The 21,623-nt window shown below is 46.2% G+C and carries 20 protein-coding genes and 1 pseudogene; 7 read left to right on the top strand and 14 right to left on the bottom strand.

Translation table 11 applies throughout. The annotated features are described in order from the left end of the window. Positions 1-3: 3 nt before the first annotated feature. The 3 genes from A9E74_RS08910 to A9E74_RS08900 form a co-directional block, all read right to left on the bottom strand. Complete coding sequence (locus tag A9E74_RS08910; protein WP_069296279.1) at positions 4-1,416, bottom strand: N-acetylmuramoyl-L-alanine amidase; 1,413 nt, start codon at positions 1,414-1,416, stop codon at positions 4-6. A gap of 101 nt (positions 1,417-1,517) precedes the next feature. After that, complete coding sequence (gene tsaE / locus A9E74_RS08905; RefSeq protein WP_069296278.1) at positions 1,518-1,970, bottom strand: tRNA (adenosine(37)-N6)-threonylcarbamoyltransferase complex ATPase subunit type 1 TsaE; 453 nt, start codon at positions 1,968-1,970, stop codon at positions 1,518-1,520. A gap of 1 nt (position 1,971) precedes the next feature. Beyond that, a complete protein-coding gene (locus A9E74_RS08900) occupies positions 1,972-3,462 on the bottom strand; it encodes a bifunctional ADP-dependent NAD(P)H-hydrate dehydratase/NAD(P)H-hydrate epimerase (protein ID WP_069296277.1) in 1,491 nt (496 codons plus the stop codon). Between the two features lie 48 nt (positions 3,463-3,510). Between A9E74_RS08900 and queG the strand changes: the two genes are divergently transcribed. Next, entirely contained in the window at positions 3,511-4,575 is a 1,065-nt protein-coding gene (queG, locus tag A9E74_RS08895; RefSeq protein WP_069296276.1) for a tRNA epoxyqueuosine(34) reductase QueG, read from the top strand. Between the two features lie 72 nt (positions 4,576-4,647). Beyond that, on the top strand, positions 4,648-6,531 hold the full coding sequence (locus A9E74_RS08890) for a PhoX family protein (RefSeq protein WP_069296275.1): 1,884 nt from the start codon (positions 4,648-4,650) through the stop codon (positions 6,529-6,531). Between the two features lie 94 nt (positions 6,532-6,625). Here the strand turns inward: A9E74_RS08890 and A9E74_RS14775 are convergent, their stop codons facing one another. The 7 genes and pseudogenes from A9E74_RS14775 to orn form a co-directional block, all read right to left on the bottom strand. After that, on the bottom strand, positions 6,626-7,177 hold the full coding sequence (locus A9E74_RS14775; RefSeq protein WP_245652126.1) for an FAD-binding domain-containing protein: 552 nt from the start codon (positions 7,175-7,177) through the stop codon (positions 6,626-6,628). A gap of 408 nt (positions 7,178-7,585) precedes the next feature. Further along, positions 7,586-8,022 (bottom strand): annotated as a pseudogene (locus tag A9E74_RS14770) (deoxyribodipyrimidine photo-lyase); the annotation flags it as partial. A gap of 9 nt (positions 8,023-8,031) precedes the next feature. Then, positions 8,032-9,564: a cryptochrome/photolyase family protein gene (locus A9E74_RS08880; protein WP_069296274.1), complete on the bottom strand. Its 1,533-nt coding sequence runs from the start codon at positions 9,562-9,564 to the stop codon at positions 8,032-8,034. Continuing rightward, positions 9,557-9,970, bottom strand: coding sequence for a DUF3429 domain-containing protein (locus A9E74_RS08875; protein ID WP_069296273.1), 414 nt, complete (start codon positions 9,968-9,970; stop codon positions 9,557-9,559). The genes A9E74_RS08880 and A9E74_RS08875 overlap by 8 nt, the downstream gene beginning before the upstream one ends. Continuing rightward, the gene (locus A9E74_RS08870; RefSeq protein WP_084003019.1) at positions 9,967-11,415 is read right to left on the bottom strand and encodes an exonuclease domain-containing protein; all 1,449 of its coding nucleotides are present in this window, start codon (positions 11,413-11,415) and stop codon (positions 9,967-9,969) included. The genes A9E74_RS08875 and A9E74_RS08870 overlap by 4 nt, the downstream gene beginning before the upstream one ends. Then, a complete protein-coding gene (locus tag A9E74_RS14065) occupies positions 11,412-11,564 on the bottom strand; it encodes a DUF2256 domain-containing protein (protein WP_084003018.1) in 153 nt (50 codons plus the stop codon). Before A9E74_RS14065 ends, A9E74_RS08870 begins: the two co-directional genes overlap by 4 nt. Before the next feature lie 85 nt (positions 11,565-11,649). Continuing rightward, positions 11,650-12,201, bottom strand: a complete 552-nt coding sequence (gene orn, locus A9E74_RS08865; protein WP_069296272.1) for an oligoribonuclease — start codon at positions 12,199-12,201, stop codon at positions 11,650-11,652. Between the two features lie 109 nt (positions 12,202-12,310). On the opposite strand from orn, the gene A9E74_RS08860 reads away from it, so the two are divergent. Both A9E74_RS08860 and A9E74_RS08855 read left to right on the top strand, forming a co-directional pair. Beyond that, positions 12,311-13,558 carry a M48 family metallopeptidase gene (locus A9E74_RS08860; protein WP_069296271.1) on the top strand — a complete coding sequence of 416 codons (1,248 nt, stop codon included), beginning with the start codon at positions 12,311-12,313 and terminating at the stop codon, positions 13,556-13,558. Between the two features lie 3 nt (positions 13,559-13,561). Continuing rightward, a complete protein-coding gene (locus A9E74_RS08855; RefSeq protein WP_069296270.1) occupies positions 13,562-13,837 on the top strand; it encodes a c-type cytochrome in 276 nt (91 codons plus the stop codon). Here the strand turns inward: A9E74_RS08855 and A9E74_RS08850 are convergent, their stop codons facing one another. The 3 genes from A9E74_RS08850 to trxB all read right to left on the bottom strand — a co-directional run bounded on the left by A9E74_RS08850 (position 13,838) and on the right by trxB (position 16,422). Then, on the bottom strand, positions 13,838-14,875 hold the full coding sequence (locus A9E74_RS08850; protein ID WP_069296269.1) for a GGDEF domain-containing protein: 1,038 nt from the start codon (positions 14,873-14,875) through the stop codon (positions 13,838-13,840). Between the two features lie 105 nt (positions 14,876-14,980). Further along, complete coding sequence (locus A9E74_RS08845) at positions 14,981-15,430, bottom strand: universal stress protein (RefSeq protein ID WP_069296268.1); 450 nt, start codon at positions 15,428-15,430, stop codon at positions 14,981-14,983. A 53-nt stretch (positions 15,431-15,483) separates the two neighbouring features. Further along, positions 15,484-16,422, bottom strand: a complete 939-nt coding sequence (gene trxB / locus A9E74_RS08840; RefSeq protein WP_069296267.1) for a thioredoxin-disulfide reductase — start codon at positions 16,420-16,422, stop codon at positions 15,484-15,486. A gap of 134 nt (positions 16,423-16,556) precedes the next feature. Here trxB and A9E74_RS08835 point away from each other — a divergent pair, with 134 nt between their 5' ends. The 3 genes from A9E74_RS08835 to A9E74_RS08825 are packed head-to-tail and all read left to right on the top strand — an operon-like array spanning position 16,557 to position 20,872. Then, the gene (locus A9E74_RS08835) at positions 16,557-18,857 is read left to right on the top strand and encodes a DNA translocase FtsK (RefSeq protein WP_069296266.1); all 2,301 of its coding nucleotides are present in this window, start codon (positions 16,557-16,559) and stop codon (positions 18,855-18,857) included. A gap of 60 nt (positions 18,858-18,917) precedes the next feature. After that, positions 18,918-19,550, top strand: a complete 633-nt coding sequence (gene lolA / locus A9E74_RS08830; RefSeq protein ID WP_069296265.1) for an outer membrane lipoprotein periplasmic chaperone LolA — start codon at positions 18,918-18,920, stop codon at positions 19,548-19,550. After that, the gene (locus A9E74_RS08825) at positions 19,550-20,872 is read left to right on the top strand and encodes a replication-associated recombination protein A (RefSeq protein ID WP_069296264.1); all 1,323 of its coding nucleotides are present in this window, start codon (positions 19,550-19,552) and stop codon (positions 20,870-20,872) included. Before lolA ends, A9E74_RS08825 begins: the two co-directional genes overlap by 1 nt. A gap of 5 nt (positions 20,873-20,877) precedes the next feature. On the opposite strand, the gene A9E74_RS08820 is transcribed toward A9E74_RS08825, so the two are convergent. Then, positions 20,878-21,612 (bottom strand): class I SAM-dependent methyltransferase, encoded by a 735-nt coding sequence (locus A9E74_RS08820; RefSeq protein ID WP_245652125.1) that lies wholly within the window; start codon positions 21,610-21,612, stop codon positions 20,878-20,880. Between the last annotated feature and the right edge of the window lie 11 nt (positions 21,613-21,623).

The raw sequence follows: 21,623 nt of genomic DNA, 5'->3' as shown, positions 1-21,623 counted from the left end.
TGATCAAGGGATCTTTAATATGTCACCGACATGCAAGGTGCTGGTTTGCAGATTATTGGTGGATTTAAGCTCCATCATATTCACCCGGTAACGCTGTGCAATGGTGCTTAACGTATCGCCGCGGCTGACAATATGCTGCTGCGGTTTGACTTGCTGAGTAATTGGATTACGTTGGAAATAGCTGCGGATCCCGGTCAACATGGCTTGAGCAAGTTTGTTTTGATGATTCACATCATTCAGTTTGCGTTCTTCTTCCGGGTTGGAAATAAAAGCTGTTTCCACCAGAACCGAAGGAATATCTGGAGATTTAAGTACCACGAACGCGGCTGACTCAACCTGTTTTTTATGGACCGGACCAACACGTTTCAAACCGCTTAAAACACTGTTTCCGACCTCCAAACTGGCTTCCAGACTGGCGGTTTGCGATAAATCAAGTAACACCGAGGCCAGCAAATCATCTTTATCTTCAAGGCTTATACCACCCGCCAGATCGGCCGCATTTTCACGATCAGCCAAGATCTGCGCGGCCTCACTACTGGCTCCGCGAGGCGATAACACATAGACCGATGAACCTCTGGCACTAGTACGTTGAAATGCATCTGCATGGATGGAAATAAACATATCCGCACCGTTCTGTTTGGCGCGCTGAATACGTTGTCTCAAGGTGATAAATTCATCGCGATCACGTGTCATATAGGCGCGCATGCCGGGTTCATCATTGACCAGTTTTGCCAGTCTTCGTGAAATCGCCAATACCACATCTTTTTCTCGGGTGCCGTTGCGGCCAATAGCACCGGGATCTCGACCACCATGACCTGGATCAATTGCGATAACGATATCCCGACGTGGCAAGACCGGTCGGCTTCTTACAACGGATGAATCCATTTGTGTTTGTTGAGGTGCGGTAGCCGTTTGCACCAACTGTGGAGGTTCTTCTGCAGCTGCTTGTTGAGTTGGTGCAGGAGTCTGGGCTTTTTCAGCAGGTTTGTCTGCTGTCTGCTGCACAGGTTTATTGCTGGCTACGGCAGTTGCCGGTCCGTGTTTTAAATCAACCAGCAGTCGATGGGAATATTGACCTTCCGGTGCCAGCGCCTGGATTTCATAATCTGTGGCTTGTTTTAGATCAAAAACCAGCCGATAAGTAGTTTGATCATGTTGGGCATGGCGGATTTTATCGACGACAGCGCTATTGAAAGTAGGAGCGATAAGGGCCTTATTAACTTTGGCAGCTTTGATATCAACCACTAAACGATGCGGATTGGTGAGAGTAAAGCTTTGATATTCCAGAGCTTGGTCCAGATCCAGCACGACTCTTGTCATGTTGTCATTTTGGGACACACGGATATTTTCTACCGATGCGCTATGCGCAGTGGCAGTTAACATCAGCATAATCAATCCCAAAAATACACGAGACATAGTCGGTTCCTGCAATTTACACAGCCCTAGTTTGTGTTTGACGGAATAAAAAATCAAGACTTTTTTCTATATTTTTAAATGAGATACAGAGTAAAGCTGAATTAATTGTGAAGTTTTTCGCAGATCTGCTCAGCCATTGCCGAATAAGGGGTAAAAGTCACTTGTCGTCCAGAAGTCTGATAATTCAATGAGATAAGCAGATCCGGTTCCGGCAGCACACCTTTGCCTTGTTCAGGCCATTCGATTAATGACAGGGCGTTTGTGGAAAAATAATCTTCAATACCGAGATAAAGCAGTTCTTCAGGATCAGCGAGGCGATAAAGATCAAAATGATAAACATCCCGCTCATTGAGTTGATAATGTTCGACCAGTGTATAGGTAGGACTTTTGACTTTGCCAGAGTGGCCTAAAGCCTGAAGCAGGCCTCGAACAAAGGTAGTTTTTCCGGCACCCAGATCTCCTTTCAAATGAATTGAAAAGGCCGATACAGGTAATAAAACCGCCAGTTTAGCGGCCAAATCCAAAGTTGCTTGTTCGTCGGCGAGAAAAATCATATTAGTAATTCAGGTTAGCTAATTTACGAAGATGCGGCATTAAATCCATTGCCAGAGTACCACGCTCGCCATCCTGTTCAGCGGTTTTATCAGCAGCCATGCCGTGCATTGTCACACCAACACAAGCCGCATCCATTACTTTGAAATGTTGAGCCAGTAAACCGCCAATTACCCCGGCCAATACATCTCCCATACCACCACTTCCCATACCCGGATTTCCATATGTTGAAAGACGGATAGGTGTTTCGCCATTGGAAATTAATGTACCGGAACCTTTTAAAACCACTACACCGCCATAACGTTTTTGTAATTCACCAATTGCAGCAAAACGATCTGACTGGACTTCTTTAGAGCTACAACCTAATAAACGCGCTGCTTCACCAGGATGCGGAGTGAGTACCCAGTTATCACGATGTTGCGGATTTTTACTCAACAGATTTAGTGCATCAGCATCAACAACCATAGGCAATTTTGCTTCGAGCGCTTTCTGAAATAATGCCGCTCCCCATTCACCCTGTCCTAAACCCGGTCCAATAGTTAACGCATTGGCCGAGCTTAATAATGCTTCCAGATCTCCAGCATCTTCCACGCCATGGCACATAAGTTCCGGACGAGTCAGATTGAAAAAAGCGCTGTGTGCACTGCGTGTAGCAACACTGATTAAACCTGCACCAACACGGCCACCTGCTTCCGCAGCAAGTCGGGCTGCACCTGACATACCGTGATCGCCGCCAATAATTAATAAATGACCATACAAACCTTTATGGCCTGTACGCTCACGAGGCTTCAGTCCTGCTGCATCTTTTTCCAGACTGACTCGACGAGCAGTGGGGGGGAAAACGTTATAAATGGAGGGCGGTACTTTTAATGAATCAAAAATGACTTTGCCACAAAAACTCGGGCCGTCACCGGTAAATAAACCGGTATTTAATCCAAGAAAACTCAGCGTGATAGTGGCCCGAACGGCGGTGCCCAATTCCTGTCCTGTATCAGCATGAATACCTGATGGGATATCTAAAGCCAAAACTGGAGTATGTTTCGAATGTTGATTGATATCTTCAATGACTAAAGCGTAGTCACCACTTACTTCACGGTTAAGACCAGTGCCAAAAAGTGCATCAACAATAACGTCCGCGGTGGGTAATTTGTCTGCAACACGTTGAATTTCTGTGCCGGTGGCAAGTAAGGCTTTGCGTGCTGTAGTGGTCTCTTCACTCATTCCACGCTCATCGCCAAGCTGAAAAATGCTGACGCGATAGTCTTTAGCTAATGCCTGTGTTGCCAGCTCGAAGCCATCGCCGCCATTATTGCCGGTACCGCAAACGATAAGAATATGTCTGGCTAGAGGGAAGTGATTTCTGATGGCCTCCAATGCCGCTGTCCCCGCACAAGACATTAATTTTGCTGAGGAAATATTGTGCTGCTGCGTGACGATTCGTTCCAATTCACGGGTCTGTACTGCTGTATAGAGCTCGTGCGGCAAGTTCGACATAAAAATAATAGTCCGGAGGAATTAATTCAGTTCACTATAATAGCCTGCATGGCCGATCCAAATACAGTGCAGTCCTCCCGTGCGCTTCTTGCAGATATGCAAGTCTGGGCGCGATCGCTGGGTTTTCAGCAGCTCGGCGTCAGCGATATTGACTTGTCTGCAGCAGAAGAACAATTACAGCAATGGCTGGCGAAGGGCTTTCATGGTGAGATGGAGTTTATGGAGCGCCATGGCAGTTTGCGGTCACATCCCGAACAACTGGTGCCGGGCACTATCCGTGTTATCACTGCCCGAATGGACTATTGGCCGGAAACCGCAGCCGATGCTTGGCAGGTGATGGGTGATAGCGATCTTGGTTTTGTTTCTCGATATGCACTTGGACGTGATTATCATAAGGTGATGCGTAAGCGTTTACTTCGCCTATCACAAAGAATTGAAGAGGCAGTTGGTGCAATGGGCTATCGTGTATTCACCGATAGTGCTCCTGTGTTGGAGAAAGCCTTGGCACAGAAATCCGGCCTGGGCTGGATTGGCAAGCACACCAATGTTCTCAATCGAGACAACGGTTCTTATTTTTTTCTTGGCGAGATTTATACCGATTTGCCGTTGCCGCTGACTGAGCCAGTCACCGAGCATTGCGGCAGTTGTACAGCGTGTATTGATATCTGTCCGACGCAGGCAATCGTTGCACCTTATGAGCTCGATGCTCGACGTTGTATTTCTTATCTTACTATCGAACTTCGCGGTAGTATCCCTGTGGAATTCCGCCCAATGATGGGCAACCGTATCTATGGCTGTGATGATTGTCAGCTGGTATGTCCATGGAACAAATTCGCCCAGATGACTACTGAATCAGCCTATTTGCCACGCGAAGGGCTGGATGCACCAAAGCTGGTAGATTTATTTAGCTGGACCGAAGCAGAATTTCTCCAACGACTTGAAGGCAGCCCGATCCGACGCATTGGTTATGAATGCTGGTTGAGAAATATTGCGATCGCTTTAGGTAATGCCGAAACCTCAGATGAGGTACTTTCGGCATTGAACGCCCGGCTTGAGTATCATTCGGAATTAATTCGCGAGCATGTTTTGTGGGCATTAGAACAGCATTGCTAACTGTCATCGTCTGGTCATGGAATCCGCTGAAAATAGCCAAATAGCGAAGTACCCAAACTCTCAGGAACCAACATGTCAGGAAATCACTTCGATCACCTTCTGCAAAAGCAACTGAGTAGACGTTCAGTATTGCAATTCAGTCTTGGCGCGATGCTCGCATCCGCTATGCCATTGTCTTCTGCTAACACGATGCTTCGCAATCACACTGAACTGCTTGGCTTTAAGCCGATTCCAGCTGCTGATTTACTGGATGAAGTCGTAGTACCGGAAGGTTATCGGGCGGAAGTGTTTTACCGCTGGGGTGATCCGATTTCAGATGGTCCGGCATTTAACATGGATGCCAGCAACAGTGCTGCCGATCAATTGCAACAAGCCGGCATGCACCATGATGCTTTGCAGTATTTTCCGCTACCCAAAGGCTCAAACAGTAATGATCATGGCCTGTTGGTGATGAATCATGAATATCTGGATCTCGACCTAATTCATACTGATGGCAGCCATGACCATTCACCGGAAACCTACAACGCCGACAAAGTCGCCAAAGAGCAAAATGCGCACGGCGTATCGCTAATTGAGGTCAAGCATGTTGATGGTCAATGGCAAATCATCCGTCCATCAAGTTATGCAAGACGGCTGACTGCAAATACCGAAATGACCGTTAGTGGTCCGGCAGCAGGACATGAATTGATGAAAACTCAAGCCGATCCTCAAGGCAAAAAAGTATTGGGTACATTCAACAATTGTGCGAATGGCAAAACCCCGTGGGGCACTTATCTGACCTGCGAAGAGAATTTTCATTACTACTTTGTTTATGATCAAAAACAGCCTAGAGACGCCGATACCGAACGCCGTTGGAAGCGTTACAGATTAGGCTTCAGTTATTACGGTTGGCAGCAGTTTGATCCACGTTTTGATCTGGATAAAGAGCCCAATGAAGTTAATCGCTTTGGCTGGGTGGTGGAATTTGATCCTTATGATCCGCAAAGCATGCCGGTTAAACGCACCGCGTTGGGCCGTTTTGCTCATGAAAATGTGGCTCACAAAATCGGTAAAGATGGTCGCCTTGCATTTTATTCGGGTGATGATTCCAGGTTTGAATACATCTATAAATTCATTACTCGCGATGCCTGGGATGGCACCTTAGGGGCACGTCATGGTCGTCTGCTGGATGACGGAATTCTCTATGCTGCCCGCTTTGAAGAAGATGGCAGCGCCCGCTGGTTGCCACTGGTATTTGGTGAAAATGGCTTAATTGCTGAAAATGGTTTTGTCGATCAGGCTGATGTGTTGATTCATGCCCGTGCAGCAGCCGATATTGTTGGGGCCACTAAAATGGATCGCCCGGAATGGATTACAGTTCATCCCCACACCGATGATGTGTTTGTTTCGCTAACCAATAACAGCGAGCGGGGTAGTGAAGGCTATCCCGGCAAAGATGCAGCTAATCCACGTAATCAGAATCTATTCGGTCATATCATTAAATTCAGTGAAACCGATGCTACTGCTACGGAATTCAACTGGCAGGTGTTTGTGCTGGGGGGGGAAGGCGAGGGCGAACAGTTCGCTAATCCAGATGGCTTATATGTCGATGATCGTGGTGTGTTATGGATTCAGACAGATGTCAGTTCCAGTGTGATGAATGACGGGCCGTTCAAAGATTTTGGTAATAACCAGATGCTGGCAGCTGATCCTGAGACCGGCGAAATCCGCCGTTTTCTGACGGGACCAATTGGTTGTGAAGTCACCGGCGTTATCATGACACCGGATATGAAAACCATGTGGGTCAATATTCAACATCCCGGCGAAATGCCTGAGGTGCTGGAAAAACGTGGCATCGTGAAATCTCCTCAAAATCCTACTGCTGCAAGCAACTGGCCTGATCATCAACCTAATGGCCGACCACGTTCTGCCACAGTGCTTATCACCAAAGAGGATGGTGGGGTGATTGGGACTTGATTTTTAGTAATTAACCTCAGGGGTTTAAAAGATATTTATCCGCAGATTAAAGCTTTAGAGTGCTGGCACCAAAAGCTCTGGATACAATTGAAAGTTAATCTTTCGGCAAATCCTTAAACGCCGCAATCGCATCTTTTCTGGCTTGTTTATAATCCACAACCGGTTGCGGGTAGCCGCATTGTTCACGGAGTTCTGCTGGTGGATTATGCAGTTGCTTGCTCGATACGTCTTTTAACTCCGGGATAAAGCGTTTGATAAACAAGCCCTGTGGATCATAGCGTTCGGATTGCAGGGTGGGATTGAATACCCGAAAGTAGGGCGCGGCGTCGACACCCGTTGAAGCACTCCATTGCCAACCCCCATTGTTGGCAGCGAATTCACCATCAATCAATGTCTGCATAAAATACTGTTCACCACGACGCCAGTCGAGCAGTAGCAGTTTGCTGAGGAAGCTGGCGGTGATCATTCTGAGTCGATTATGCATCCAGCCGGTTTGATTAAGTTGGCGCATTGCGGCATCGACAATCGGGAAGCCGGTTTTGCCTTCGCACCAGGCTTTGAAACCGGCTTCATCATCGCGCCAGATAACTTTTTCGGTTTCCGGTTTAAATGCTTTACCCATACTCAGGCGTGGAAAATACAGCAATAATTGTTTGTAAAAATCTCGCCAGGCAAGTTCACGTAGCCAGTCATCATGACGCCAGTCACGGTTGGCTTCACCGCAATAAAACTGAATGGTGGCCAGTAATCTTCTTGGGCCTAACTGGCCGTTGGCCAGATACGGTGACAAAGTGCTGGTGGCCGGTTTACTGGGAAAATCGCGTTGGCTTTTGTAATCATCGAGTTTGATTTCACAAAATGCCGAAAGCCGTTCCAACGCTTTTTGTTCGTTGCCGGGCCATAAATCATCTCGAAATTCTCCGGCCCAATCACATCTCAATAGCTCCGGTTTTAATGCTTTACCCTGTGATTTTGGCTCGGTATATGGGGCTTGTTGAATATCTTCGAGGATTTGCAGCCAGCGACGGTAATAGGGCGTGAATACTTTAAAAGGATCATCCTGCTGGGTTTTTACCGGTAAGGCGACCAGTAAATCTTCGGCGAGCAAATGTACTTTTATATTGGCTTTAGTTAATGCCTCATTAACCGCCTGATCTCGACATTGTTCATCAAGCGGTGTTTCAGCCTGAAACCAGATATCACTGATATTTTGCTGCTGGCAAAATTTCAATAATTCATCGGGCACATCAGCAAAAAAATCAACTTCTAATAAATGAAACGGTATGCCAAGCTGGGCAAGTCGATCAGCGATATCCTGCAAAGCTGCAGCGCGAAGCCTAATCTTGCCGGGGATTCATCATGTTGTTTCCATTGTTCAGGCGTGGCGCAGAACACTACTTGAATGGGACCTTGTTCGGCTGCGAGTGCCAATCCTGGATGATCATCGAGGCGTAAATCATTGCGTAACCAGACCAGTTGCGTTGCTTGCATAGTGTTTCCTTACGGTAAATTTCTGAACAGGTATTCAGCACGCTGGCTGATGGCCTGTTGTTCATCTTGAGATTTGTTGTGCCAGTTTTTGACCTGCATACCAAGACGAGGGTTTTTACTCAGAAAGTCCTGATGTCGGTCGACAAAATGCCAGTACAACGTGGTAAATGGACAGGCGTTATCGCCACTGGCTTGATTGGGATTAAATGGGCAAGACTTGCAATAATTGGACATGCGATCGATATAAGCACCGCTGGCAATATAGGGTTTGGAACCGACGATGCCGCCATCGGCGTATTGGCTCATACCCAATGTATTCGGGATCTCCACCCAGGCAACGGCATCGACGTACATTGCCAGATACCACTCATGAATGGCCTTGGGTTTAACCCCCCATAACAAAGCAAACAAACCTGTGACCATCAGCCGTTGAATATGATGCCCGTATCCATGATTCAACACCTGTTTGACGCTGTGATGCAGGCAGGTCATTTCGGTTTCAGCATTCCAATATAATGCTGGCAGATTGCGACTGGCATTGAGTGCATTCATCTGCAGCCAGTCTTCGCGATAGCTCCAATACAAACCACGCACATATTCACGCCAGCCGAGGATTTGCCGGATAAAACCCTCCACTGCATTTAACGGCGCGTCATTATCGATATAGGCTTTTTCAGCCGCTTCAATAACTTCTGCGGGGGAAAGTAGTTTGAGATTCAGACAGGTCGATAAGCGTGAATGATAAAGCCATGGTTCATCGGTCCACATCGCATCCTGATAATCGCCGAAATGTTTCAGGCGGTGCTGAATAAAATCCTTTAATGCTGCCAATGCTTGTTCACGGCTGACCGGCCAGTTAAAGGTTTCAATATCGCCGTAGAGATCCGGCAGAAAGTTTTCAACATCCGTTATGACTTGTTTGGTGATGTCATCCGCTTCAAACAATAGAGGCTCAGACAATTTGGATGGACCTTTTTTGCCAAAGCTTTTGCGGTTGTCCTTATCAAAATTCCATTGACCACCAAGCGGCTGGTCATCTTCCATCAGGATTTGCCGGCTTTTACGTAATTGGCGATACCAGAATTCCATTCGCGGTTGTTTGCGGTCGGCAAGCCAGGCTTTAAATTCGCCTTTATGGCTGATGAAATGCTGATCAGCCAGCCACTCAATCTCGATATCAACATCATTGGCGCATTGCTGTATTTCGTTCATGACTCTGACATCACCAGGCAAGACGCAGCGGATTTTTTCAAACGAATCGTGTTTTAACGTGGCAGATAAAGCGTTATAAAAACTGGATTTTTTATCTTTTAACGTCCAGTAATTCAGCGGATAGCTATCGGTTTTGAGTTGTTCAGCAAAGTGCCGCATCGCCGATAAAAATAAAACAGTACGCTGTTTACTTGATAAATACTCTGTGGACTCAGCCGACACTTCAGCCATCCACAGTCGATCATGCTGAGGATCAAAGTCATCGAACAATAGACTCTCAGCATCAAGTTGATCACCGAGGATCAGATTGAGATAACGCAGCTTAGGCATTTAATGTCGAAAGTGCCGCCAGCCACAATAAAAAGGCAGCGCCATAAGATAGATGACCCCGCAAGCGCATCAACTCGGCAGAGTAGATTTCGCTGAGTTGCTGCCGTTCATATAAGTGCAAGCCAATAAATGATAAAGCAGCCAGCCATAGCCAGTAATGTGTCGGGGATAATAACCAGCACCAGGCCCATAACATGGTGGAGACACTGACAATCACTACATGTCGTGGAAGCTTTTCAACGCTACTTACATACCAGAGCAGACCACCCAGAAAGCTGAAAATTAATGCCGCATAACTGAGCAACCAGTCGATAGCATACAAATAACCCAGCCAGCTCATAATCGCTAATCCTAAAAAAGGCAGCAGTCCGGCATAACCTAAAACTCGGTGACTATTGGAGATCATGAAGCCTCCTCTGCAGGTAAACGTAAGCTTTCAATCAATAACTGTTTAGGGCGAAGTTTTAACAAAAAGCGTAGCTGGATTTTGTAGGCATCCAGATCAAAATATTGTGGTTCAGCATATTGCTGCTGTAATCGTTCAAAGGCATCGTGTTGGTTTTTTACGATGCCGAGATAAAGCCATTGATCGACCAGATGAAAATGCGCTGCCTCATAATCGCCATCTGCCGGTAGTTCAGTAATGACTATCGGGCCTGGCCATGGCCAGGCCTGATTTTTAATACCCGATAACGCAGTTTGCAATCGCAGGTTGTACCGTATTGCCGGTTCTTCACCGCAGCAGGCACCCAGACATTTTTTTAACTGAAAACCAAAACAGCCGTTTTTAGTTTTTTCCAGGCCACAAAGTTTCTGACACAGCTGATGTTCATTAATTAGATCGAGCAGTTTTTTTTCCGCCTGTTTCTGACTACGAAACAATCCATAACGCTGACTGATATCGGGTGGCTGATTTAAATCGGCCATTTCAATCGTGGTGCGGTGGTAACCCTTATCATTGACCGTTAAAGCGATTTGATACAGTCGCTTGGTTTTGGTCTGACGCCGGTTATAGCGTGGCGTTTTGCTTTTGATTAACTGGTTTTCCAGTAGTTGGGCACCAAAATCGGAAGGGGTTTCGATAAAATCAATATGCTGCAGCTGTTGCTGCATTTCGGTGTTACGTAGTTTGCCATTCTGTACAAAATGACTGAGCACACGTTGTTTGATATTGACGGATTTACCGATATATAACAGCGCGCCATGTTCATCAAAAAACTGATAGATGCCGGGACGTTCGGGCAATTTGTTGATTTCAGCAATATCCAGATGACTGGGCACTCGGGTTTGTTGTGATAATTGCTTACAGGCTTGCTGGATAGTGGATTCATCAAAATCGTGTTGGGTCTGTTGGAATAATTCAAGAATAACCTGAGCATCATCCATTGCCCGATGCCGTTGATTAACGGTCAGGCCCAGCCGGGCAACAATCGCATCAATACCGTGACGACGTTGCTCAGGGTATAACAACCGACTGATTTTGACTGAACATAGTGTTTTGGCAGAAAAGGTAATGCCAATGCGACGAAACGATTCGCGGATAAAACCATAATCAAAGCGCACATGATGGGCAACAAAGACTTTGTCAGCTAGACGTTGCTGCAATTCTTCAGCAATATCGGCAAACGACGGTTGGTTTGCCACCATTGAATCGGTAATACCGGTTAATTTGCTGATCCATGGTGGAATACTGATGCCCGGATTAATCAATGTCTGCCAGCGGTCAGTTTCAACCCCATCAGTGATTTCGATCAGAGCAATTTCGGTGAGACGATCACGAATGGCATTACCACCCGTGGTCTCACAATCGAGCAATATCATTTTTTCCGGGAACCCAGATAAGGGTTTCATATGCGATTGACCTGCTTACGCTGACGACGGCATCTCTCGGAACAATATAAAACCTGCTCCCAACACTCACGCCATTTTTTTCGCCAGCTAAACGGACGGTTGCAGATAAGGCACTGCTTTGACGGTAAGTGTGGTTTGAGATGCGCCATTACAATCACAATTTAATTGAGTGTAATGATCATCCTGCGGTTGTCGTGAAATTACCGTGAATTGAATTTGTTATAAATCGTGACTTTACTCAGGCACTTTAATCATATGCTCGCGATAGTGCTGCAGTTCGCGAATAGAGTCTTTGATATCATCCATCGCCAGATGTGACGATTTTTTCTTGAAGGATTTTTCGACTTTGGGTGCCCAGCGCCGCGCGATTTCCTTGAAGCTGCTGACGTCAAGATTACGGTAATGGAAATAGGCTTCCAGTTCCGGCATCAACCGCGCCATAAAGCGGCGATCCTGACAAATACTGTTGCCACACATGGGGGATATGCCGGCAGGTACGTATTTTTTTAGAAATTCCAACGTTTCTTGTTCAGCCTGTTCAACTGTAACTAAACTGTTGCGAACCCGCTCAGCTAGTCCAGAGCCACCGTGTTGTTTGGTATTCCATTCATCCATACCGGCCAGAATGCTGTCAGGTTGATGAATTGCGATAATTGGGCCTTCTGCCAAAATGTTCAGTTCGCTGTCAGTGACAATGGTGGCGATTTCGATAATATAGTCGTTGTTGGTATCGAGACCGGTCATTTCCAGGTCAATCCAGATCAGGTTATGTTTGCTTTTGGCCATGGGCTCCGTCTTTTTATTACTACAGATTTAGGTGAACTATGTTGCCATTGATTGTATCAAAGGCTAATGTACACGACACCTTATACGATTCTAACTGGTTTAAAAAATTATGAACGAATTTAGCTGGATATTTTTAATTGCGTTGGCCCTGATGACGGGGATTGAGATCTGGTTGTCATTGCGTCAACGTCGCCATGTACTGGCGAATCGCGATGAAGTGCCTGCCGCATTTCGTGAGCAGATTGGTTTAGCCGCACACCAAAAGGCTGCTGATTATACGGTGGCCAAAGGCGTTCAAATGCGTCGCGAAAGCTGGTTTGGTGCAATTGTCTTAATCCTTTGGACGTTGGGCGGTGGTTTGGCGCTTTTGTCTGGTGCATGGGAAAGTCTGGGCTGGTCAGCCATGACAACCGGAGTGGTTTTGATTCTGAGTTTTCTGGTGATTGGTTCTTTACTCGAATTGCCATTGTCCTGGTATCGCACCTTTGTGATGGAAGAAAAATTCGGTTTTAACCGTAATACACCAGTTTTGTTTATGGGCGATTTTGCCAAGCAGTTACTGTTGATGCTGGTGTTGGGCGCGCCGATTGCTTGGGTAACCTTATGGCTGATGAATAGTACTGGAGAATTCTGGTGGTTATACCTTTGGGCAGCCTGGATGGGCTTTGCCGTCGTTATGATGTGGGCATATCCGGCCTTTATTGCGCCACTGTTTAACAAATTCACCCCATTAGATGATGCCGATCTGAAACAAAAAGTGGAAAACCTGTTGCAACGTTGTGGTTTCAAAAGCCAGGGCATTTATGTGATGGATGGATCACGTCGCAGTGGACACGGAAATGCTTATTTCACCGGTTTAGGAAATAACAAACGCATCGTATTTTTTGATACTTTGCTCAATACCTTGAATGAAGATCAGATTGAAGCGGTATTGGCCCATGAACTGGGACATTTTCGTCGTAAACATGTTATTAAAAATATGATGATGATGGCGGTATTGAGTTTGATTGGGCTGGCACTGCTTGGTTGGGCATCAACACAAACCTGGTTCTACACTGGCCTTGGGGTGGACACACAAAACAATGCGATTGCACTGATTCTGTTTATGCTGGTTATTCCGGTATTCAGTTTCTTTCTGCATCCATTGATGACTTCCATGTCACGCAAATATGAATTTGAAGCAGATGCGTATGCGGCGTCGGTTTCCAATGCGGATGATTTGATTACTGCGCTGGTCGCTTTATACAAAGAAAATGCCAGCACGCTGACACCGGATCCACTGGTTTCAGCTATTTATGACTCACATCCACCGGCATCGCTACGAATTGCTGCACTGCAAACACGAGCGGTTGTCTGATTGATGCGTTATTTATTGGCCATGCTTTTCCTTAGTGTCAGCGCTACGTCGCTGGCACAGGGAAAACAATTGCATGATGCCAATTGTATGCAATGTCACGCTTCTTTAACCGGTGGTCAGCCGAATTCGATTTATTCTCGTGCAGATCGGGGGGTAAAAACGTTGGATGGCTTGGAAAAACGCGTGGCGAATTGTGCGATTGCTGCTGATGTCAATTGGACACCGGCACAGCAAAAACAAGTAGTAGATTATCTTAACAGTCAGTTTTATAAGTTCTGATTAACGTAGCGTAATGCAATTTCTGCCTGCAGCTTTTGATTCATACAAAGCAACATCGGCACGTTCAATAATATTCAATGTGGTGTCACCAGGCTGGTATTGGCTTAGACCAACAGAAACCGTAACTGTACCTATTGTTTCATCACTGTCTTTTTTCTTTAGATTACTGCTGGCAAGCTGTTGGCGAATTATGTCTGCAATTTCTAATGCTTGGTGGGCTGGGGTGTCGATAAAGATGACTGCCATCTCCTCGCCACCAAAACGCGCTGCTATATGCGATTGGTTGTGACAGTGTTTTTTCAACAGACTGGCAAAATATTGCAAGACTCGATCACCAAGCAAATGACCGAATTTATCGTTGACCTGCTTAAAATGATCAATATCAAATAAGCCTAGCGTGAAAGTCTTTTCGCCCTCATGACAAAGCTCAGTTAATTTTTTATTCAGGCAGCTACGATTTAATAACCCGGTTAAACCGTCGGTTTTTGCCTGTTGTTTAACGATCTCTAATTCAGCTCTCAATCGAAGTATTTCTTGAGTGGTTACTGCTAATTCCTGCTTCAAATCACTGCTGGATTGACCTAGTTTACGAGTGTTTTGCAGAATTTCTGACAAAACGCTTTTAATTTCTGTGATGTCTTCGGTTTGTTCCAGTTTGGTTTGCTGAATGGCCAGATCGTCAGAAAAATCACCAGCGGCCAATTCAACCTTATTGATCTGATTCATCGTGTTGTCGACCACCAGTCTAAGCCCGTTATTAGTGGCTTCAAGCTTTTCTGGTAAGCCCATTAATACATATTTTTCATACAGCTTTTGGGTCAGTTCAGGTGTGATTTTCTGCTGTTTTTGCAGACGAGTGTCAATGGCTTTTTTTAATTGTTGATTATTGCCCGCCACATATTCATACCAAACGGCATAATTGACCGGGTTGACAGGAGTTTGGTGCTGATTGATAAACGGTAATGTGCGACGCAGGTTTTCCGATGCCTGATGAAATGCTTCAGTATAGACGGGAGGAAATGAAGAGGACGTTGACACAAAATATCCTTAGTTTATGAAATATATCTATTCAGATATGGCAGATATGAAATGAATCAATAATCCTGGCTACTATAACCACAACAATTAGATACCATCTGCAGCTTAACTTTCGTCCTTTAACCTGACGGCTAATACATCACAACTGGCATGATGCAATATGGCATTAGCTGTTGAACCAAGTAACATTTTGATGCCCTTGCGACCATGCGAACCAACGACGATTAGATCAACATTATTTTCTTCGGCGATGCGTACGATATCACGGCCCGGGCTACCAAACTCTATCCATTGGCTATCTGTATCGATACCGAATTTTTCTCCCAATAGAGATAGTTGTTTTTCACCGGCATTGAGTAGCGCATCACGCATATCGGCATCAACACTGATCATCGGTTCATAGGCAAAATCAGTCAGTGGGAAATCCTCTACGATATGACACAAGCTCAGCCTTGTATTGTTGTTGGCGGCTGCCAACGCTTTGGCACGATGAATCACCATATCCGTATGGTTGGAAAAATCCGCTGCAATCAGAATATGTTGATAAAGGGCCATTAAAGTCTCTCCTTGGAATAAATAAGGCAGGGGAGCCCCTGCCTTATGAGTTATTATTTTTCACTTTCCAGAAAACGTTCAGCATCCAGTGCTGCCATACAGCCAGCTCCAGCTGAAGTGATTGCCTGACGATAAATAGGATCGGACACATCACCTGCTGCAAACACGCCAGGAATACTGGTTTGTGTGCCTTTTTTCAGAATGATGTAATCGTGTTGCATTTCCAGCTGGCCCTTAAACATAGATGTGTTTGGCTGATGACCGATGGCAATAAACACGCCTTGTACAGGGACTTCCTGGGTATCACCTGTTTCGGTGTTTTTAACTCGAATACCCGTCACACCAGCGTTATCACCCAAAACTTCGTCTAGCGTGTGATTCCACAAAATTTCAACATTGCCGGTTTCGGCCTTTTTCAATAAATGATTGCTGAGAATTTTTTCACTGCGGAAGCTATCACGACGGTGAATCACTGTGACTTTCGAAGCTATATTAGATAAATATAATGCTTCTTCAACCGCTGTGTTGCCGCCACCAATAACGGCAACAGGCTGATTTTTATAGAAAAATCCATCGCAGGTCGCACAGGCAGATACGCCACGGCCTTTAAAGGCTTCTTCAGAGTCCATACCCAAATATTTAGCTGACGCGCCAGTGGCAATGATTAATGCATCAGCTGTGTATTCACCGGCATCACCGATTAATCTAAATGGACGCTGGCTTAAATCAGCAGTGTGAATATGATCAAAGATGATGTCAGTTCCGAAACGCTCTGCATGTTTTTGCATACGTTGCATTAATTCAGGACCTTGCACACCCTCGGCATCACCCGGCCAGTTATCGACATCGGTGGTGGTAGTCAATTGGCCACCTTGTTCAATACCGGTTATTAACACAGGCTCCAAAGCAGCTCGAGCAGCATAAACCGCGGCGGTATAACCCGCAGGGCCTGAACCCAAAATCAGTAGTCGGCAGTGTTTGCTGTCCGCCATAAGTGTGTCTCCCAGTATCGAATAAAAATCTAATAGATTAGAGTACCCATTGCTTTGCCTTTGGACAAGCATCAGCTGCTAAAACCTGTGTTAGAATCTGCGTTTAATCAATTGGCTTCATTGGAAATATCACATTGGCACAAGCGACACGGGCAAACGACAAAAATAAACCAGATGTCTCCGCTGGCGCAGTCGGGTTCAGACTTCGTGAAGCAGCACTGATCCTGGCGCTGGCATTAGCGGCATATCTATTGTTGTCTTTAATCACTTACGAACCTACTGATCCTGGCTGGTCAACCACCGGAACGGATGATCTCATCGCTAACCGGGGTGGTATTGTCGGCGCATGGCTTGCAGATACTTTGCTGTTTGCTTTTGGTTTACCTGCTTATCTGGCACCACTCATGTTGGGATTCAGTGGCTGGCTGTTATTCAGCTGGGGCAAGCGGGCCGATGGCGATGATGAGTTGCATTTCTGGGTATTAAAATCTGTCGGGCTGATTATGGCTTTGGCTGCTGCCAGTGGCTTGTCATCCCTCAGTTTAGTTGAATATGCAAAATATTTACCTGAAGGTGCTGGTGGTGTTCTTGGGCAATCAGTTGGTCAGGGATTTGAATCAGTCTTTGGTGCTTCAGGCACCAGTTTGTTGTTGTTAGCGTTATTGCTGACCGGGGTAACATTATTTACCGGTTTATCCTGGTTAATGGTGATTGACCGGTTGGGTGCTATGGCGATGGTGGTGTTAATCCATGTTTCCCGCTGGAGCCGTGAATTGCAGGGTAATTTGCAAATTAGACGCACCCGTCAGCAACGCGAAGAAAGCTTTATCGCACAGAAAGAAAAAATGCAAAGTAAGCCTAAAGTCCGCGTTGAACCCCAGATAGTGGTGAAAGAACCTAGCAAGCGTGAAGAAAAAGAACGCCAGCAACCCTTGTTTGAAACACCTGATGCACCAGGAATGCCAACCTTGTCTTTATTGGACATGCCAAAAGCAGTCACCACGGGATATAGCGAAGAAGTGTTAGAAGCATTATCGCGTCTTGTGGAATTAAAACTAAAAGATTTCGGTGTGGAAGTTCAGGTAGTTGAGGTTCAGCCCGGTCCAGTCGTCACCCGTTTTGAATTACAACCAGCAGCGGGCATTAAAGTCAGTCGCATCAGTGGTCTGGCCAAAGATTTGGCCCGAGCCTTATCAATTACCAGTGTACGTATTGTTGAAATTATTCCGGGCAAGCCGTTTGTGGGCCTGGAAATCCCCAATGAAATTCGGGAAGTGGTTCGATTACGCGAAATTCTCGCTTGCAGTGATTACGAAAACAGCAAATCACCTTTGGTTATGGCTTTGGGTAAAGATATTGCTGGCAGACCTGTGGTTGCTAACCTCGAAAAAATGCCGCATTTATTAGTGGCGGGTACTACCGGTTCTGGGAAATCCGTTGCCGTTAACGCAATGATCTTGAGCCTGTTATACAAAGCTACACCTAAAGACGTTCGCCTGATCATGGTTGATCCGAAAATGTTGGAATTATCGATTTACGAAGATATTCCGCATTTGCTGACCCCTGTGGTGACCGATATGAAAGAGGCTGCCAATGCCTTGCGTTGGTGTGTTGCAGAAATGGAAAGACGTTATCCATTAATGGCCGCATTGGGCGTGCGCAATATCGCTGGTTATAACAAGAAAGTGCAAGATGCTATCGATAGTGGTGAGCCGATTCCAGACCCCATGGCAGAAGTGTTGCCCGGTGAGCCGATCCCGACTTTGGACACCTTACCGTTTATCGTGGTCATCATCGACGAATTAGCCGATATGATGATGGTCGTTGGCAAGCAAGTTGAAGAGCTGATTGCTCGTTTGGCACAAAAGGCTCGTGCTGCCGGTATTCATTTAATTCTGGCAACCCAAAGACCTTCGGTGGATGTTATTACTGGCTTGATTAAAGCGAATATCCCGACCCGTATGGCGTTTCAGGTCTCTTCAAGAATCGATTCGAGGACTATTCTGGATCAGATGGGCGCCGAGCAATTATTAGGGCAGGGCGATATGTTGTATCTACCTCCCGGCAGCGGCTTGCCTGAACGTGTGCATGGTGCCTTTGTGGATGACCATGAAGTGCATGCAGTAGTGAACTTCCTGAAATCGCAAGGCGGGCCCAATTATCTGGAAGAAATTACCCAGGATAATAACGATGATGATGGTGAAAGCGCCGGAGTTGGTGATGCCAGTGATGGTGAGACCGATCCGCTTTACGATCAAGCGGTGCAAATTGTCACTGAAAGCCGCCGTGCATCTGTTTCCGGAGTGCAGCGCCGGTTGAAAATCGGTTATAACCGTGCAGCTCGAATTGTTGAAGCAATGGAGGCTGCTGGTGTGGTATCCGCGATGCAAACTAATGGTAGTCGCGAAGTATTGGCTCCACCGCCACGCAACTAATGCAATTAGTTGACTGTAATTGCTGTCTTAGTTGTTCTGAAACGATTTGGAGTAGAAATAATGATAAAACGCTGTGCAACACAGTGGTTGCTGTTAGGTAGCTTGATCCTGCCTTCATTGGCTTTTGCCGAATCAGCTATAGACAGGCTCAATAGTTTTGTAAAGCAAGTTTCACAGCTTGAAGCCGACTTCCAGCAAACGGTCATTGATACCGATGGACAGGTGGTAGAAGAAGCCACTGGACAGTTTTTATTATCCAGACCCGGTAAATTTCGCTGGGATTACGACACGCCTTTTCCACAACAAATCGTTGCTGATGGTGAGCGGATCTGGTTTTACGATGTCGATTTAGAACAAATTACCGTCAAACTGCAAGATGAAGCCTTAGCTGAAACCCCTGCTGGATTGCTATCGGGAAATACCTTGCCGGAGGCGGAATACACTATTGTTGAACTGGAATCAGAAGATGAACTGCAATGGGTTCGGTTGATGCCAAAAGAAAATGACAATACCTATCAAACCGTTGCCTTGGCATTCGATGTGAATGGTATCCGGGAAATGTTGATGGTAGATAGTTTTGATCAGCGTACACGACTGGTATTCAGCAATGTCCAAATCAATCACAATTTACCTGATTCAAGATTTCAATTTACTGCACCTGAAGGTGTTGATGTGGTGGGCGATATTCCCTGATGAGCCTGTTTGATAATCTGCATCCACAGGTTGGCCGTCCATTGGCTGACCGGATGCGGCCGCAGACATTGGATGACTATATCGGTCAGCAACATCTATTAGCTGAAGGTAAACCATTAAGACAGGCGATAGCCACCGGCCAGCCACACTCAATGATCTTCTGGGGACCGCCTGGTACCGGAAAAACTACCTTAGCGAGACTAATTGCCGGATATTGTGATGCAGAATTTATCAGTATTTCTGCCGTATTAGCGGGTGTTAAAGAAGTTCGTGAGGCTGTTACCCGAGCCAAGCAACTGCAACAGGAACGTGGTCGACGTACTATGTTATTTGTTGATGAAGTGCATCGTTTTAACAAGTCTCAGCAAGATGCTTTTTTGCCTTACGTTGAAGACGGCACCTTTACTTTTATTGGCGCTACCACCGAAAACCCCTCATTTGAATTAAACAACGCGTTGTTATCACGGGCGCGGGTGTATGTGCTCAAATCCCTGGAAGTGAATGATTTAAAGCTGATCATTGATCGTGCAATGCAGGATGGCATTCGAGGTTTGGCTGGCCGTGATATCAAACTGGATGACCGGTTACGTGAACAACTGGCACAAGCTGCTGATGGTGATGGAAGGCGAGTACTGAATCTGCTGGAAATCGCCATTGATCTGGCTGATAGCAAACAGCAAACCGAAGTAGATGAAATCGATCTGGCCGAAGTGTTATCTGGCACCTTACGACGCTTTGATAAGGGCGGTGAAGCGTTTTACGATCAGATATCGGCATTACATAAATCAGTTCGCGGTTCTTCACCTGACGGAGCCTTATATTGGCTTTGCCGAATGCTGGATGGTGGCTGTGATCCGGTGTATCTGATGCGTCGTATCGTCAGAATGGCGGTTGAAGATATTGGTAATGCTGATCCCCGTGGCTTACGTATCGCTTTAGATGCTTGGGAGAGCTTTGATAAGTTGGGCCGCCCAGAAGGTGAGCTGGCGATTGCTCAAGCGGTGGTTTATCTGGCCAGCGCACCGAAAAGTAACGCTGTTTATACCGCCTTTAAAGCGGCGATGCAGGATGCTAAAAACTTTGGTTCAGCCGAGGTACCATTACATTTACGTAATGCACCGACCAAATTAATGAAAGATCTCGATTACGGTAAGGAATACCGTTACGCCCATGATGAGCCAGATGCCTATGCGGCGGGGGAAAATTATTTCCCGGAAAGCATGCCGCAGCGGCAATATTATCAGCCGGTTAATCGTGGTCTGGAAATCAAGATTGCCGAAAAGCTGGCACACCTTAGAGAGCTCGATAAACAACGCCGTTAGCGAATTTATCGGGTGTAAATATCGTAACGGGTATTTTTGCTTTCGATACTGACATGCGGTGGTTGATTGGCAAAAAGCTCAGCACCTTTCGGTCGTTTGACAGCAACGCGTTTCAAAGCAACTTCTCGCGACACATTAAGTAAATCAGAGCTATTGTTGTCAGGCCCCACCAGCTTATGCAAAAGCTGCATTTCTTTTTTCACCAAAGCGGATTTATCTCTTGAGGGATACATCGGATCCAGATAAACCACATCTGGTCTGTCGGTTTCGGGAAGGCCTGCTAGGTAGTCGACGGCATTTCCTTGATGTAATTGCATCCGTGAAATGATTTCTGTGACTGCATTATCATCAACAGCTCGTTGTAGCGCATCAGCCAGTAAGGCCGCCATGACAGGATTCTGCTCAATCAATGTGACCCGACAGCCTAAACTGGCAAATACAAAAGCATCTCTGCCAAAACCGGCTGTTGCATCAATAATATAAGGGGTAGCCCCTTTTTTAAGCCCAACAGCTTTGGCCAGTGGTTGGCCACGCCCACCACCGAACTGTCGGCGATGTTGGTATTTACCTGCGGTGAAATCAATAAAAATCGGGCCGCCAATTTCCGGGACGCGAAGTTCAAGTCGTAAAGGCGAAAGCACCAACTGAGCGCTCTGACTATCGAGCGGGGTGACTGGCAAACCTAAAGCATTAGCAAGCAGGACCGCTTTATCATCAAGCCCTGCGTCAGTTACTGCCAAAGAAAGGATCT

This window comes from Methylophaga muralis (assembly GCF_001720165.1).
GTDB classification, from domain to species: domain Bacteria; phylum Pseudomonadota; class Gammaproteobacteria; order Nitrosococcales; family Methylophagaceae; genus Methylophaga; species Methylophaga muralis.
This window is presented reverse-complemented; position numbering and strand designations above follow the sequence as displayed.

Excerpts from the sequence above, each read along its gene's own strand:
- queG (WP_069296276.1), top strand. The coding sequence starts at position 3,511 with ATGGCCGATCCAAATACAGTGCAGTCCTCCCGTGCGCTTCTTGCAGAT.
- trxB (WP_069296267.1), bottom strand. The coding sequence starts at position 16,422 with ATGGCGGACAGCAAACACTGCCGACTACTGATTTTGGGTTCAGGCCCT.
- A9E74_RS08860 (WP_069296271.1), top strand. The coding sequence starts at position 12,311 with ATGAACGAATTTAGCTGGATATTTTTAATTGCGTTGGCCCTGATGACG.
- A9E74_RS08900 (WP_069296277.1), bottom strand. The coding sequence starts at position 3,462 with ATGTCGAACTTGCCGCACGAGCTCTATACAGCAGTACAGACCCGTGAA.
- A9E74_RS08825 (WP_069296264.1), top strand. The coding sequence starts at position 19,550 with ATGAGCCTGTTTGATAATCTGCATCCACAGGTTGGCCGTCCATTGGCT.
- A9E74_RS08875 (WP_069296273.1), bottom strand. The coding sequence starts at position 9,970 with ATGATCTCCAATAGTCACCGAGTTTTAGGTTATGCCGGACTGCTGCCT.
- lolA (WP_069296265.1), top strand. The coding sequence starts at position 18,918 with ATGATAAAACGCTGTGCAACACAGTGGTTGCTGTTAGGTAGCTTGATC.
- A9E74_RS08845 (WP_069296268.1), bottom strand. The coding sequence starts at position 15,430 with ATGGCCCTTTATCAACATATTCTGATTGCAGCGGATTTTTCCAACCAT.
- A9E74_RS08880 (WP_069296274.1), bottom strand. The coding sequence starts at position 9,564 with ATGCCTAAGCTGCGTTATCTCAATCTGATCCTCGGTGATCAACTTGAT.
- orn (WP_069296272.1), bottom strand. The coding sequence starts at position 12,201 with ATGGCCAAAAGCAAACATAACCTGATCTGGATTGACCTGGAAATGACC.
- A9E74_RS08870 (WP_084003019.1), bottom strand. The coding sequence starts at position 11,415 with ATGAAACCCTTATCTGGGTTCCCGGAAAAAATGATATTGCTCGATTGT.
- tsaE (WP_069296278.1), bottom strand. The coding sequence starts at position 1,970 with ATGATTTTTCTCGCCGACGAACAAGCAACTTTGGATTTGGCCGCTAAA.
- A9E74_RS08890 (WP_069296275.1), top strand. The coding sequence starts at position 4,648 with ATGTCAGGAAATCACTTCGATCACCTTCTGCAAAAGCAACTGAGTAGA.
- A9E74_RS08910 (WP_069296279.1), bottom strand. The coding sequence starts at position 1,416 with ATGTCTCGTGTATTTTTGGGATTGATTATGCTGATGTTAACTGCCACT.
- A9E74_RS14065 (WP_084003018.1), bottom strand. The coding sequence starts at position 11,564 with ATGGCGCATCTCAAACCACACTTACCGTCAAAGCAGTGCCTTATCTGC.
- A9E74_RS08855 (WP_069296270.1), top strand. The coding sequence starts at position 13,562 with ATGCGTTATTTATTGGCCATGCTTTTCCTTAGTGTCAGCGCTACGTCG.